Source organism: Candidatus Neomarinimicrobiota bacterium (assembly GCA_021734025.1).
GTDB lineage: Bacteria > Fidelibacterota > JAANXI01 > JAANXI01 > JAANXI01 > JAANXI01.
The window spans coordinates 1-15,322 of sequence record JAIPJS010000033.1 but is presented as its reverse complement, the minus strand read 5'-3'; the positions used below and the strand labels follow the sequence as shown (position 1 = coordinate 15,322).

The window sequence follows — 15,322 nt, the reverse complement described above, 5'->3', positions numbered from 1 at the left end:
GCTCTGATATGACAGTTCGACCGCGTCCCGCTTGAATTGGGCAGTGAAGTGCCGGCGTGTGCTTGATATCTTCATTGGACAACCTCCTCACAAGAAATATCGCTCTTTTTGGGGTGTCCACCAAAACATAGCAACTCCAGAATGCAGAATGAAAAGTGAAGAAGGTAGACGGGGATTGGGTATAGGGAACTAAAGTGTTTCCGTGTTATAGTGTTCAGGTGCTATCGTTGGTGCTGTTTTCACCCTTCATGATAATTTTACTTTTACTCGATTTCGTTTATGCCAGAAACCAGATGAGGAATACAAGAAACCGGAGCTTTGAGGTTACACACGAAGGGCTTTGAACTGAGATCGCAAAACAAGCGACGGTTTCAACAATAATACAGTAACACGATACCACTATAAAACCATCATTCAGTTTTACCCGAACACCTGCACACTCCAACACTGCAGTCGACAAAAATCACATGCACATCGGAGTCAATCTCATTAATTTCCCCCATGTTCACGAAAATTCCGGACATTATCACTCATGAGTAAAGGCTGGCGGCGGTTTTTTCTGTTGTTCGGGGATATCCTCGCCCTGAATATTGCGGCGGCGATCACCTTTCACTACCGGTTTATCAGCGGTGCCTTTAATAATCCGGTCCAACTCTATTGGTCGGACGTTCCGCTGCCGTTTTTGGTGCTGACTCTCACCTGGCTCGGTCTCTTTGCCATTAACGGACTATATGCTATTCAAAGTACGGTTTCCCGGACAGACGAAGTGCTGACTATCTGGAAAGCGACACTTCTCGGAGTTCTGCTTCTGTTTCTTATTACAGTCGATCCGGCAAACCCCATGTCTGAAGGTCGGACAGCCCTGGTCGTCTACGGGCTGCTAATCGCCGGCTTGATTAGCGTGAACCATTTTATCATCCATACAGTGCACCGGAAACTGCTGGCCATGGGAAAGGGGCACCAGCCGACCCTGATCGTCGGATGGAATCCCCTGGGACACGATTATTACCATCGGATAACGAACCACCCCGCCCTCGGACTCAACGTGGTCGGATTTATCACCCTTAGCCCAGAAAAGTATAACGATGAGGGGATTGACGGCATTACGGTCCTCGGTGGATTAAAGGATCTCCCGGATGTCATCAGCATCCACGGAATTCAGCAGATTGTCATAGCACTGGAAAGCAGCGATCACAGACATCTGCTGGACGTGATAGAGATAACCAGCGGCCTCCCGGTCTCCCTCAAGATCATCCCCGACATGTATGACATCATTAGCGGCCAGGCGCGGACCAACCAGATCTACGGCGTCCCGCTGATCGACATCATGCCGGAACTCATGCCGCTCTGGGAGCACGTGGTGAAGCGTCTCATAGATATTGGCATCTCATCACTGGTATTGATACTCTTTTCCCCGCTCTGGCTCATCATTGCGATCGCGATAAAGCTTGATTCAAGAGGACCGGTGATATACCGGCAGCGGAGGCTGGGGAAAAACGGAAAGGTTTTCAAAATCATGAAATTCCGGAGCATGGTCCAGGATGCGGAACGGGAGACAGGTCCGGTGTGGGCTAGTCCCGACGATCCACGGGTCACACGGGTCGGGAAAATACTCCGTAAATCCCGGCTGGACGAAATACCCCAGTTTATTAACGTATTAAAGGGGGAAATGAGCCTCATCGGACCGCGACCGGAGCGGCCGGAAATGGCGGCGGAGATAGAGAAGGAGATCCCGCTCCATCCGAGACGATTGCGGGTACGCCCAGGTATTACCGGCTGGGCACAGGTGAAACATAAATACGACACGACACTGGAAGATGTGGAGAAAAAGCTGGAGTACGACCTGTTTTACATCGAAAACATGTCACTTCGCCTGGATATGAAGATCCTGCTCAACACCTTTTGGGTCGTGCTCAGCGGGAAAGGACATTGACGGCAGTGTTAGAGTGTTCGGGTGTTCAAGTGTTAAAGTTCTCAAACTAGGTTTATGTGAAACACTTTAACACTAAACTTTATACTTGACACTGGACACTCACAACTCACAACACAAGACACTTGACATCTAAAAACTATAACACAATAACACTGTTTTAACATGAACACACTAACACACTAACACTATAACACGATTATTTTACCCGAACACTTAAACACATGAACACACTAACACTGGAGTAGACTATGCAAATGCTTGATTTGGTGAAACAGTACAACAACTTGCAGCCAGAGATGGATGAGGCGATCCAGCGGGTGCTGGATTCCGGATACTTTATCATGGGGCCCGAACTGAAGGCGTTTGAAGGTGAAGTCGCCGATTACATGCAAGTTGGTCATGCTGTAGGATGCGCGTCCGGGACCGATGCGCTGCAGGTAGCCCTGATGGCACTGGACGTCGGCCCGGGAGACGAGGTGATTACCACGCCGTTTACCTTCGTGGCAACCGTAGAGGTCATTGCCCTGCTCGGCGCAGAACCGGTCTACGTAGATATCACCCCCGATAGCTATACTATCGATCCCGCAAAACTTGAGGAAGCCATCACAGAGAAAACCCGGGCGATTATCCCGGTCCATCTCTATGGCCAGTCAGCACACATGGAAGAGATTAACCGGATTGCGGAGAACCACAGGATCGCGGTGATTGAGGATACCGCCCAGGCTATTGGCGCCAAACGGCACGGTAAGTTCGTCGGGACGACAGGAACCGTGGGCTGCATCAGTTTTTTTCCGAGCAAAAACCTCGGCGCCTATGGCGATGCCGGAATGATGGTCACCGATGACGAAGATCTGGCCGAAAAACTCCGCATGATCACCAAGCACGGATCCAAGCAGAAGTATAAACACGAAGCGCTCGGCGTGAACAGCCGGCTTGACGCCCTTCAGGCAGCGATTCTGCGGGTTAAGCTTCCGCATCTGGACGAGTGGAATTCCAGGCGGGCGCAAATTGCCGAAAATTACATGAATGGCATTTCAGCGGATGAGGTGACATTTCCCACAACACTCGATGGGAACACTCACATCTACCACCAGTTCTCCATCCAAGTGCCGGACCGGGACGGATTGCGGGGATATCTCGGCGAAAAAGACATCCCGACCGCGATTCACTACCCGATTCCGCTGCACCAACAGCCGGCATTCCGGAACGTAGGCCGAAATCTCGGCGTTCCGGTGGCAGAAGATGTGGCGGATCATATAATCTCGCTCCCCATCTATCCGGAGATGCCGGAGGAAGACCAACAGCTGGTAATTGAAACTGTCAATGGCTACTTTTCCTGATGTGAAAGACGGGAAAAGGGTATAGGGAATAAGGGTAAAAGTATTGCGTACTGCGTATTACGTAAAAAAAAGACCAGGAACTCCTGTCGGTGACCGCTTCAAGCGTCGCCGACAGTTAAATCTTCACTGAGCGATGTATAATTTAAATCAAAACGCAATACTGTTGCTGCAATACTATAACACTTTAACACCTCAACACACGGTGACCTGTTCCGCAGGGATCCCTTGGGAAACACTTGAACACTCAAACACCGGAAAACTGCCGTTATCATGATTGACGTTAAAAAATTACGGGAAAACCCCGAACTCTTTCGGGAAGCGATTCAGAATAAGAACGAAAAGGCGGATATTGAAGCCATCCTTGAACTGGATGCCCGGCGCCGGGAACTGCTCCAGGACGGAAACGGTCTGAAGCATCGCCGGAATGTGGTGTCAGAAGAGATCGGGCAAAAAAAGAAGGCTGGCGAGGATGTCAGCGATCAGATCGCCGCCATGCAAAAAGTAGCCGCCGAGATCAAGGAGATCGACGTCGAATTAGCCGAGGTTGAGGAAGAACTCGATACGCTGCTGCTGACTGTACCGAACGTCCCTCATGAGTCGGCTCCTGTGGGGCCGGACGAGTCAGCCAACGTTGAGGTCCGCACCTGGGGAGAAGCGCCGGAGTTCGACTTTGAGCCGCTCAACCATACCGAGCTGGGCGATAAGCTCGGCCTGTTCGATCTGGAGCGCGGTGCCCAAATAAGCGGTTCAGGATTTCCGCTCTATACCGGGCCGGGCGCCAAACTGGAACGTGCTTTGCTCAGTTTTATGATCGATTTTCACGTGGAAAATCACGGATATACTGAGGTGATGCCGCCACTGCTGGCCACCAGGGATTCGATGCAGAACACAGGGCAGCTACCGAAGCTGGAAGAGGATATGTACCATATCTCGTCTGATGACCTGTTCCTGATCCCGACGGCCGAGGTCCCGGTGACAAATATCCACAAGGGAGAGATCCTGAAGCAGGATCGGCTTCCGACAAAATATGTGGCATTTACTCCGTGCTTTCGCCGGGAGGCCGGCAGTTATGGCAGAGACACGCGGGGGTTTCTGCGGCTCCATCAATTTAACAAGGTAGAAATGGTTCAACTGGTGAAGCCCGAAGAATCGTACCAGGTACTGGAATCCCTGACCAACAACGCGGAGGCAATCCTGCAGGCGCTGGAACTGCCGTACAGAGTATTATCCCTTGCAACGGGAGACCTGAGTTTCGCCGCCGCGAAGTGCTATGACCTGGAGATCTGGGCGCCGGGCGAAAATCGGTGGCTGGAGGTCTCCAGCTGCAGCAACTTTGAGGATTTTCAGGCTCGACGTGGTAATATCCGTTATCGGAATGAATCTACCGGACAGACCGAATTTGTGCATACACTCAACGGGTCTGGTGTGGCAACCGCCCGGCTGTTGGTGGCGCTGCTGGAGACCCATCAGACCGACGAGGGAACTGTGAAACTTCCCGAGGTGCTGCAGCCGTACCTCGGTACAACCATTCTAAAGTAAATGAGCCGAGAAGACGAATATCAGATAGTGGAAACCTGCCGGCGTCTGAGCAGCATCGGGATGATGCCGGCCAGTGACGGCAATGTCAGTCTCAGACTGGACGAGAAAACCGTTATAATTACTCCGACCGGCATCCGGAAGGAGCAGCTAAAGCCGCAGGATTTGGTGCATATTCAACCCGAAGATGACGATGTCTCTGACCGGGCTTCATCCGAATGGCGGATGCACGCCGAAATCTATCGGAAATTTCCTGACGTGAACGCGGTAGTCCACGCACACCCGGTACATCTGACCGCGTGGGGCCTGCGGGATGAACTCCCGGATATCTCCCTGCTGTACGAAACGGCGGAGACTATAGGTAATATCATCATGATTCCGGCGGAGGAACCTGGCAGTGCCGAATATGCCAAACTGGTGGCGGATGCACTCGCCGATGCATCGGTGGGTATCATGAAGCGCCACGGTGCAGTCGCTGTGGGAGAAAGCATCGAGGAGGCGCTATTCCGGCTTGAACGCGCCGAGCATCTCGCACATGTTGAGTCGCTGACCAGGTAACACCCGGCGTGAAACGTCCGTTCCTCACCGTCAGGACCGTTTTTACCGCCTTTTTTCTTACAGTTATTTTTGCGCTGCTGGCCCTGCTGGGCGGAATACCTGACCGCCGGGGACGGCTAATAAATTGGTGTGCCAGAACCTGGGCCGGATTTTTGCTTTTTGTCAACGGTGTTTCGATTTCTGTGACTGGTCTGGAACAGTTGCAGGATAACCGACAATATGTTTTTATGGCAAACCATCAGAGTGCGTTGGATATCCCGGCGATCTTTGTTGCCCTCCCGTTCCAGGTCAGGATGATGGCCAAGAAGGAGTTGTTTCGTATCCCGGTATTCGGGTGGGCGCTCTCGCTCGGAGGATATATCAAGATCGACAGGGAGAACAGGGACCGAGCGATTAGTAGTCTTCAGGCTGCAGCGGAACGCGTAGTGAGACGATCGGAGTCGGTGGTTGTGTTTCCGGAGGGAACCCGGTCAGTATCCGGAAAACTCAACCGTTTCAAGAAAGGTGGCTTTATGTTTGCTCTGGATACAGGGTATCCTGTGGTGCCTGTTACCATCGATGGCGCCCGGGATCGAACACCACACAAAGAACTGATCATCTATCCGGGTAAGATTGCGGTGACGATCGGGGAGCCGATCCCGCTGGAAGAGTATTCCGCGGAGAACCGTGATGAACTCATCGCAAGAACCTTTGATACCATAGAACAAAATCTAAGGTAATTACAGTGCATACCCCATATGCCATATCAGCCTCTTTTCCCGGTATTGTGCGTGAACAGACGGAAATGTACGTAAACACTGACCCCCCGCAAGAATCGCTTCTGCAGGCATACTGGAAGAATTTGCGGTTTCCGTGCGAATTTGAGACCAGTACCGGGCAGTCTATAACAGTCTTACACGGAGGCAGCCACAACCTGAATGCCGGGCCTGATTTTACCCACGCCATTGTCCAGGTAAACGGTATCATCCGCCAGGGCGACATTGAAGTGCACCGCTATAGCAGCGGCTGGAAGCGTCACGGGCATTCCGGAGATCCCCGGTTTCATAACGTGATACTCCACGTTGTTTCCCGGGATAACTTTACACCGCCGGAAGCCGGCAATCCGGATTATCCGGAATATACGGTTGAGATGAACCCGCCTGCCGAAGAATTGCGGTTCCCGGCGAGGCAGGAACGCTGTCGGAATCATGCGCTCCAACCGGACGCAATATCGTATATTCGGGAGAAAGGGATGATACGGCTCAGGAAACGCTCAGCCCGATTCGCTGAACGCATCAATACTGAAGAATCGCCGGAACATCTCTGGTACCGAATGACCCTGCGATGTCTGGGATACGGCGCCAATAGCCGGGAAATGGAACAGGCCCTCTCCGATATACCGCCGGACATGATGACCGAAGTAACTATTCACTTGCCACCGGAGGCCCTGTTCCAGGTAGCGTTGGGACTGACCGGGTATCACAGGTATTACGAGGTAGAAGTACCGGCCTGGGATTCTGTCCGCTCGAAATTCGGCTTTGAGGGGCGCCCGTATTATCGTTGGCATCCGTTGCGTAGTCGCCCCCGGAACCACCCGGTTTTGCGGTTGTTTTCGTTTTTATCCCAGCACCGGAACTGGTATAAGTTGTTTGCCACTGATTTTGTGACAATCGAGGCCACTGAATTCATTCAGCAGATGATGCACCGTGTCACTATCCCGGAAATATATACAGAGTACTTTGGAACCAGAGATGCTTCGCTGGGGCAATCCAGGGCGGTGGAACTCTTGATGAATTCCTGGATTCCGCTTCGGATGGCCACGGGGAAGGTCGGAACCGACGCAGCGGTTTCTGATTGGATCGGCGATCTGCCTGCAATCCCAATCTATGGAAAAATTCGCCGCTTTATCCACCGGACACGTTGGCAGGAATTTATACCCGGCGGCCGCCGGCTTCACCCGATCCTACTCCAGGGATTTCTGGCGCTCCGGGACGAATTATGCGAACCGGAACGATGTGATGCCTGTAGAGCCATTGCAGGGGAGGAGGAACGATGATGGAGCTGCAAAATCCCAAACTGTACTCGCTGGAGGAGATGGCCGTGCAGCGAAAGAGGTGGCGCGAAACCGGGGATCAGGTCGTGTTCACCAACGGATGTTTCGACATACTACACGCAGGACACGTATACTATCTTCAGGAGGCCCGGCGCCAGGGGGATCGGCTCATTGTAGGGCTGAACTCTGATCAATCACTGGTGACCCTTGGCAAACGTGACCAGCCGATTCAACCGGAGGAGGACCGGGCGTTCGTTTTGGGGGGCCTGGAATCGGTGGACGCTATTGTTATCTTTGAAGAAGAAACCCCTGCGATCCTTGTCGACACTCTTATCCCGGATATCCTGGTGAAGGGGGCGGATTATTCCGAAGAAGAAATTGTCGGAGCGCACACCGTGACATCTCATGGGGGGAAAGTCATGACTATTCCTTTGCTTTCCGGTCGCTCCACCACTATTATTGCCCAGCGAATAAAAAATTAACCGAAAAAGTGCCGGGCAAATCCTCTTGACAAATATTGGGTTCCCGTATATCTTTTCAAGCAACTGTTTAATCAACGAAAGAAAGTTCCTATGATACAGCGAATTGTCCTACTGGCCACGAGTGTGGTTTTTCTGGCCGGGTGCGCGACAACCAACCACCAACCGACATCAGAAACCGTTTCATTGCCGACCGATTCTGCCGACGTAGATGCCAATGCCATTCAGGATACAGCCCCAACGGTGGAAGACTTTTTAGTCCAGGCAAAGATTCATTACTCAGACGCCCTGCTTGCGGTGTATGACAACGATACCACCGGGGCCCGGTACGAGTTTGAACAGGCTATGGGGGCCTTGCGACAGGTGCAGGACTTTGACAGCCTCCCCCCGTGGGCCGAAGACGAATCCATTCTGCTGACCCAAAAAATTACCGAAGATTATGTCCGGCACCTGGAAAACAGGGAAGACGTTGATCCTGATCATAGCCCCACGTCGCTGCAGGAACGCATTTCGTTGCTCGAACCCATTGAGGAAGTGGAGTGGAAAGCCGGAGAATTCAAGGTGCTGGATGACCGGGAAGGCCACGTGCCGATCATCCTGAATGCCAGGGTTGAACGGATTATACGTTTTTTCCAGAATCAGGGCCGGGGCGATTTCCAGGTCTGGCTGAACCGTATCAACCGCTTTGAAGATATGTTTACCGGCATTTTGAAGGAGTACGATCTCCCTCCAGAGCTATTTTATCTATCGATGATCGAGAGCGGATTGAATCCGCGGGCCTATTCCTATGCCCATGCCTCCGGACCGTGGCAGTTTATCAGCAGTACCGGAAAAATGTATGGTCTGGAACGCTCCTGGTGGATTGACGAGCGCCGGGATCCGGAGAAGTCGACCCATTCTGCTGCACAATATCTGGGCGATCTGTATGAGGAATTCGGCGATTGGTACCTCGCTATGGCCGCGTATAATGCGGGGGAGCGCAGGGTCTGGCGGGCAATACGCCGCGAAAATACCCGGGATTTCTGGAGCCTGAGCACCCTGCCGCGCCAAACACGGAACTATGTGCCGACATTTCTGGCAGCAACCATTATTGCCCACCATCCGGAAGAGTATGGATTCAACATCGATCCTGAACCGAAATGGGCCGCAGATACGGTGCACGTCAGTGGGGGATATGACATTAACAACGTTGCAAGGGCTATGTCCGTTGATGTGGAGGAATTGAAGTATCTCAATCCCGAAATCCGCCGCTGGGTTACTCCGACTGAAAAAGATACCTATGTCCTGAGACTCCCCGAGGGCACCAGAGATAAATTTTTGGCCGTGAAAGACGACATCCCGGAAGCAGGAGTCAAAGAATTTGTGCGGCACCGGGTCCGGTACGGAGAAACACTCTCCACAATTGCCCGCCGGTATCGAGTTTCTGTACGAAGTATCGCGCAGGTCAATAATATTCGGAACTGGCATCGAATCAAAAACGGCCAGGTACTCACGATTCCGGTCTCGGGTACGACTTCGTATGCGCAATCCTCATCCAGGAGTTCGACCAGCACCACCAGCGACGTACCCGGACATGTCTCACTGAATTACCTCGTGAAGCGCGGCGATACACTGGGTGAAATTGCAGAAGTCTATAACACCAGGGCCAGCAGTATTCGCCGGTGGAATGGTCTGCGGTATGGACAGTATATCTACCCCGGGCAGAATTTGACTATCTGGGTTCCGGAAAACAGCAAGTTCGTCAGCAATGAGACGTCGGAGGACGGCGCGTACCAAATTTATATCGTACAGCGCGGAGATACCCTGTGGGATATCGCGCGGCGCCACGGCGTGGACGTGAACCTGCTGAAATCCTGGAATACCGACCTGGCCAGCGGGTACATCAAACCCGGTGACCGAATCAGGATCCAGATGAACTAGAGCATCCTATGGCGAAACGACGTTCTGACATCGTTGTCGGTGTATTGTTAGTTCTTGCCGTGCTTTTCATCTTCTGGGCAGTCTTTGGTATGTTTCAGACGCCCCAGACCGGACAGCGAATGGTTAGCGGTTCCGGCGAAGTGGCCATCCTGGAGGTGGAAGGAATGATTACTGACGCATATCCGTTTACCAGAGAATTGAATCGGTATATGGATCAAAAGAACGTGAAGGCCATCGTAATCCGGGTTGAGAGTCCCGGCGGTATCGTGGCAGCATCCCAGGAGATGTACGACGCCATCCGTCGTGCCCGGAACGAAGATAAGCCAATCGTCGTTTCCATGGGATCACTTGCGGCGTCCGGAGGCTATTACATTGCGCTGGGTGCGGACAGTATTTTGGCCAATCCGGGGACACTTACCGGAAGCATCGGTGTACTGATGGATTTCCCGCAGACCACCAAACTGCTCCAATCTCTGGGAATCGAATTTCACAGTGTGACCAGCGGCCCGCTGAAAAACGCCGGTTCGCCTTACGCCGAGTGGGATCAAGCAACCCAGGAATACTTTAAATCGCTTGTGATGAATACCTATGAACAATTTGTTGAGGCCGTGGCCGCTGAGCGAAATTTGAGTAACGCGGATGTCCGTGCACTGGCTGATGGTCGGGTATTTACCGGGGAACAGGCCCTGGAGTACGGATTAATTGATAAGATCGGGGGGCTGTACGAGGCGGTGCAGGTAGCTGGCGAGATGGCTGGTATCACGGGAGAACCGACGACGTTTCGTCCGCAGTCCAGGGAGATACGAGTTTGGGATCTCCTGTTTGGTGATCTGGAGGAGATAGTGAATCGGGTAGTGGTTCAGTCGCCGGTTCCTGAGTATCGTTATTAATAATTGCTGACACAGGAGGTGTGCCTTGACAAAAGCGGATATGGTTGACATTATCTCGGAAGCCACGGGATTGACCAAGGTGGAAACAGAGGCGGTCATTTCCGGGTTCCTCGAAAAAATGAAGGAATCGCTGCGGCAGGGCGAACGTATCGAATTTCGCGGCTTTGGCAGTTTCAGCGTGAAAAAACGGAAGCCAAAGAAGGCAAGGAACCCCGGCACCGGCGAAACCATTTATCTGCCGGAACGGTATGTTCCCGTCTTTAAAGCCTCCAAGTTATTAAAGGATGAGATTAACGACGAGCTTGGTTAGATTTCAACAATCAGGTACAAGGGAAACCTGTTGGTAGTGACCGCATTAGCGGTATATTACTATGAAGGAAAAATGATAAATGAAGATTGAAGAAGGAAGAAGTAAAAGCCGGATTACAGAGATTGGGAAGGGAGAAATCCGGTATACGGTATAAGTATTGTATACCTCGTATTGCGTAATTTTTGCACCGAAACCTTCCGAGACGTAATACGCAATACGACAAGACGGAATGGAAGAGGGCGAATCAAATATAGATCAATAAAAAAATAGACAGAGGAAGGGGTTGATTGCATGCCCAGTGGAAAAAAGAGAAAACGCCGGAAAATCAACACGCATAAACGAAAAAAACGGTTGCGGAAAAACCGACATAAAAAGAAGAAAAAATAACATCATCGCGTAATTAGCAATGGTGGTCTCCTGATCCGGGGGATCACCATTTTCTGTTTTAGGAGTTTTATGAGGCCACAATTACGGCGTGTCACCGTTTTGCTGATGGCGGTGTTGCTCCCGGCAAGTCTGTTACCGTGGGGTTTTACCGCACATAAACAGGTGAACCGGGGAGCAATCCAGGAAGTTGCGCCGGAATTACTTCCATTTTTTAAAACGCATCGATCCGGAATTATTGAGAGGGCTCGTGAACCAGATACCAGAAAGGATGATCATCCGGAGGAAGGGCCTCGTCATTATCTGGATATCGATTACTATGGGGAGTATCCATTCGAAGCGCTGCCCAGAAATTACCCGGAAGCCGCGGAAGCTTACGGCGAAGAGACAATCGAGGAAAATGGGCTCCTGCCGTGGCGGATAGCCGGGTGTACTGATTCTCTGACGAAGGCGTTCGCCCGAAAGGATACAGAAGAGATTATCCGCTGGGCGGCCTGGCTCGGCCACTATATCGCCGATGCCCATCAGCCGTTGCATACTGTGTTGAACTATGATGGGCAACTCACCGGGAACGACGGGATCCACAGCCGATACGAATCCGGAATGTTGAATTTCTATTTCAACGAATACGAGTTCCGTCCCAGAGATGTAGAGACCGTCCGGGATCCGGTTAAGGCTGCATTTGATATTATTCTGGAATCGAACCGGCTGAATAAGCAGGTGATCGAGGCTGACGATATTGCCGTGAAGCCAATGAGCAAGCAGAACAAATTGCGGATGTATGATTACTACAAAACCGAGCGGGACTCGGCCTATTTTCGTCGATTGTACGAACAGACCAGTGAGATGACCTGGAAGCGCCTGGATCTGGCATCTTCCCGGCTGGCGGAGTTCTGGAATTATGCCTGGAGAACCGCCGGACGTCCCGAACTGCCCTCCGGATTATAAATTGTAACGGAGTATTCGTGCCTGACCGAATTATTTATTCCGTCTCTGAGATCAATCAACAAATCAAGCAGATACTGGAGCCGAACTTTGCCGGCATCTGGCTGGAGGGGGAACTCTCTAACTTCAAGCATCATAGCTCCGGCCACATGTATTTCTCTATCAAAGATGCAGACTCCGAAATTCGGGGTGTGATGTGGCGCGGACTGAACCAGTCGCTCCGATTCCGGCCCGAGGACGGAATGCAGCTGCTGGCGCAGGGCGATATTTCCGTTTATGAGCCTCGCGGTCAATACCAGATTGTCGTCCGCCAGATGCAACCGGCTGGCAAGGGTGACTTGCAGGTGGCCTTCGAACAGCTCAAGGAAAAACTCCGCGAGGAAGGCCTGTTCGCCGAGGAGCGGAAGCGACCGCTGCCGGCGTATCCGCTGACCATCGGTGTGGTCACCTCGCCCACCGGCGCCGCGTTCCGGGATATCCTGAACGTGCTTCAACGGAGAGCGCCCTACGTGCGGGTGATTCTCGCCGGTTCCAGGGTCCAGGGGGACGGTGCCGCCAGGGAGATCGTTCGTGGCATTGAACAATTGAATAGATTGGAAGAACCAGACGTTATCATCATCGGTCGCGGCGGCGGTTCTCTGGAAGATCTCTGGCCGTTCAACGAGGAGATCGTTGCCAGAGCCGTGGTGGACTCCCGGCTGCCGATTATTTCCGCCGTGGGGCACGAAGTGGACTTCAGTATCAGCGATTTCTGTGCCGATTACCGGGCGCCGACGCCATCTGCGGCCGCGGAAGTGGTTGCCAGAGATACCGATGAGTTACTGTCCGAACTGAAGGCTACAAAAGACCGGCTGCGGGAGCGGCTCCAGGGCAGAATCGAGCGGTTAAAATCCAGGCTGGAAAGTATCGAAAGTCACTATGTTTTCCGCATCCCGGGACAGCGGCTTGAGACAGCAACGCAGAAACTGGACGATCTCTATTCCCGGATGGAATCCGACATCGCCGGGATTATCCGGGATAAATCGCAGGTGGTGGCAAGTTACAGGAAGCAGTTGGAACTGATGCATCCCGATCGGATTTTAAAACGGGGATACAGTATCACCAGGGATGACGAGGGCAAAGTTATCCGCAACGCCCGGGATGTGGAAATCGGAGATATATTGCATACGAAATTCGCCGACGGAACGACGGAGAGCGAAGTGCAAACTATCGGAGAAGATAATGACCGCAAAGCAAAGTAAAGATCAACCCAAACAGCAGGGCGAACTGGAATTTGAGCAGGATTCGCTTGAGTCGGCGCTGGAGCGTCTGGAGGAGATTGTGGCCAGGATGGATTCCGAGGACGTGGAGCTGGAAGAGTCCATCGAACTGTTTCAGGAGGGCATGCAACTCACGAAATTTTGCCGCGCGCAGATTTCCGAGGCGGAGCAAAAGGTGCAGCAGGTGGTCGAGGATGCGGACGGAAATCTGACGCTGGAAGAGTTTGACGATGAGTAAGCAGCCGGAGAAAATTTTTGGAATTATCGGGAATCCGGAGAAGGAGAAGGTCTGGGATCTGCTGCCCAAACTCTTGTCCTGGTTTCGCGAGCATGGACAGCAGCTCTACCTTTCCGAGGGACTCGCAGACGGGGTATCGGAAGACGGCGCCCATATTACCGTCCTGGAAAACGAGAAACTGGCCAGAGAAGTCGACCTGCTTCTGGCATTGGGTGGCGATGGCACCATCCTGCACATCGCCCGGCTGGTAGGCGACGCCGGGACGCCAATCCTCGGCATTCGCCTGGGAGGCCTCGGTTTTCTCGCGGAGGTCTATCTGGACGAAATATATGACCGGCTGCACCGGCTGATCGACGGGAAGTACGATATTGAAAAACGAATGACTATTGCCGCCGAGGTGAAAACCGGTGGTCAGCGTTCCCGGTATATTGCTCTTAACGATTTCGTGGTGAACAAAGCCCGACCGCTTCGAATGCTGAACATCCGGGTATCGGTAAACGGCGACTACCTGAATACCTATTCTGCAGACGGGCTTATCGTGTGTAGTCCCACCGGCTCCACCGCCTACTCGCTGTCGGTGATGGGGCCCATCGTGGTGCCGACGCTGGATGCTATGGTTATTAATCCCATCAGCCCGCATTCGTTAACCGCCCGCCCGGTGGTGTTGCCCGGGAATTCCCGCATCACCATCGAATTCGAGGAGGACCAGGATGAGTTGATCATGTCTGCCGACGGTCAGACGGAAGTAGACATTACCCGGCACACAGTCATTGATATCACCAGAGGAGATTATACGATCAACCTCGTGGTCTGGGAGGAGCGGAACTTCTTCGATGTGCTCCGCCGGAAGATGCAGTGGGGCCGGGATCCGCGGAATGATGGGTAAAATTCAGTATGAAAATGTTCGAGTGTTTCCCAAAGGGATCCGTTTGGGGTGAGTGTTCGGGGAACAACGTGTTAGTGTGTTATAGTGTTATAGTTTGTAACTTCCTCATTTAATCTCATTCTCTCACGGGGAGAAAGCAGAAAGGAGGAGGGAAAACCGAAAAGTTAAAACCACAGGTATTCACTCCACCTCACCAATTCTCAAATCTTCAGTATTTTCCATTCGTGGCTTCCGGGTGAGAAAGTACACTAATTCCAGCCCCAACGGGTCGACAGTCCGCCGAGGGAGATAGCCTTGGAGGCCTGGGATTTGGTTAACACAATTCCATCCCTGTCCCTTTCTCTTCGATCGTTCTATACGGTTTTCTCCTCGCTTTAAGGTGAGGGGGTTCAAAGGGGTGAGTTGTGTTGTTCGCCGCGCATTTTCTACTATCAACGCTCACCGCGCAGGACTTCATTCAGAATTCTTCCTTCAATGGAGTTGCAACAATAAAATGGACACCCGAAGTAGTTAGGCGGCTTGGTTGTGGAGCATCTGTGCATATTGTTCCGGACTTTGGTAGTTGAGGGTGGAGTGTTTCCGCTGGCGGTTATAGAAGATCTCGATATAGTC

The 15,322-nt window shown here is 52.3% G+C and carries 14 protein-coding genes; all 14 read left to right on the top strand.

Annotated elements, in window-relative coordinates; translation table 11 throughout:
* Window positions 1-532 precede the first annotated feature (532 nt).
* The 14 genes from K9N57_17695 to K9N57_17630 all read left to right on the top strand — a co-directional run bounded on the left by K9N57_17695 (window position 533) and on the right by K9N57_17630 (window position 14,710).
* Window positions 533-1,933 carry a sugar transferase gene (locus K9N57_17695; GenBank protein MCF7806014.1) on the top strand — a complete coding sequence of 467 codons (1,401 nt, stop codon included), beginning with the start codon at window positions 533-535 and terminating at the stop codon, window positions 1,931-1,933.
* A 254-nt stretch (window positions 1,934-2,187) separates the two neighbouring features.
* Window positions 2,188-3,273: a DegT/DnrJ/EryC1/StrS family aminotransferase gene (locus K9N57_17690; protein ID MCF7806013.1), complete on the top strand. Its 1,086-nt coding sequence runs from the start codon at window positions 2,188-2,190 to the stop codon at window positions 3,271-3,273.
* A gap of 270 nt (window positions 3,274-3,543) precedes the next feature.
* Window positions 3,544-4,812 (top strand): serine--tRNA ligase, encoded by a 1,269-nt coding sequence (gene serS / locus K9N57_17685; GenBank protein ID MCF7806012.1) that lies wholly within the window; start codon window positions 3,544-3,546, stop codon window positions 4,810-4,812.
* Window positions 4,813-5,367 carry a class II aldolase/adducin family protein gene (locus K9N57_17680; protein ID MCF7806011.1) on the top strand — a complete coding sequence of 185 codons (555 nt, stop codon included), beginning with the start codon at window positions 4,813-4,815 and terminating at the stop codon, window positions 5,365-5,367.
* A gap of 8 nt (window positions 5,368-5,375) precedes the next feature.
* Entirely contained in the window at window positions 5,376-6,086 is a 711-nt protein-coding gene (locus K9N57_17675; GenBank protein ID MCF7806010.1) for a 1-acyl-sn-glycerol-3-phosphate acyltransferase, read from the top strand.
* 5 nt (window positions 6,087-6,091) lie between these two features.
* Window positions 6,092-7,402, top strand: a complete 1,311-nt coding sequence (locus tag K9N57_17670) for a DUF2851 family protein (GenBank protein MCF7806009.1) — start codon at window positions 6,092-6,094, stop codon at window positions 7,400-7,402.
* A complete protein-coding gene (gene rfaE2, locus K9N57_17665; protein MCF7806008.1) occupies window positions 7,399-7,881 on the top strand; it encodes a D-glycero-beta-D-manno-heptose 1-phosphate adenylyltransferase in 483 nt (160 codons plus the stop codon). Before K9N57_17670 ends, rfaE2 begins: the two co-directional genes overlap by 4 nt.
* Before the next feature lie 90 nt (window positions 7,882-7,971).
* Window positions 7,972-9,798 carry a LysM peptidoglycan-binding domain-containing protein gene (locus tag K9N57_17660; GenBank protein ID MCF7806007.1) on the top strand — a complete coding sequence of 609 codons (1,827 nt, stop codon included), beginning with the start codon at window positions 7,972-7,974 and terminating at the stop codon, window positions 9,796-9,798.
* Between the two features lie 8 nt (window positions 9,799-9,806).
* The gene (gene sppA / locus K9N57_17655) at window positions 9,807-10,688 is read left to right on the top strand and encodes a signal peptide peptidase SppA (GenBank protein MCF7806006.1); all 882 of its coding nucleotides are present in this window, start codon (window positions 9,807-9,809) and stop codon (window positions 10,686-10,688) included.
* Between the two features lie 25 nt (window positions 10,689-10,713).
* Window positions 10,714-10,998 carry an integration host factor subunit beta gene (locus K9N57_17650; protein ID MCF7806005.1) on the top strand — a complete coding sequence of 95 codons (285 nt, stop codon included), beginning with the start codon at window positions 10,714-10,716 and terminating at the stop codon, window positions 10,996-10,998.
* A 456-nt stretch (window positions 10,999-11,454) separates the two neighbouring features.
* Window positions 11,455-12,330: a hypothetical protein gene (locus K9N57_17645; GenBank protein MCF7806004.1), complete on the top strand. Its 876-nt coding sequence runs from the start codon at window positions 11,455-11,457 to the stop codon at window positions 12,328-12,330.
* A gap of 17 nt (window positions 12,331-12,347) precedes the next feature.
* Window positions 12,348-13,568, top strand: a complete 1,221-nt coding sequence (gene xseA / locus K9N57_17640) for an exodeoxyribonuclease VII large subunit (protein ID MCF7806003.1) — start codon at window positions 12,348-12,350, stop codon at window positions 13,566-13,568.
* Window positions 13,549-13,824 carry an exodeoxyribonuclease VII small subunit gene (xseB, locus tag K9N57_17635; protein MCF7806002.1) on the top strand — a complete coding sequence of 92 codons (276 nt, stop codon included), beginning with the start codon at window positions 13,549-13,551 and terminating at the stop codon, window positions 13,822-13,824. Before xseA ends, xseB begins: the two co-directional genes overlap by 20 nt.
* Complete coding sequence (locus K9N57_17630) at window positions 13,817-14,710, top strand: NAD(+)/NADH kinase (GenBank protein ID MCF7806001.1); 894 nt, start codon at window positions 13,817-13,819, stop codon at window positions 14,708-14,710. The genes xseB and K9N57_17630 overlap by 8 nt, the downstream gene beginning before the upstream one ends.
* Window positions 14,711-15,322: the final 612 nt, after the last annotated feature.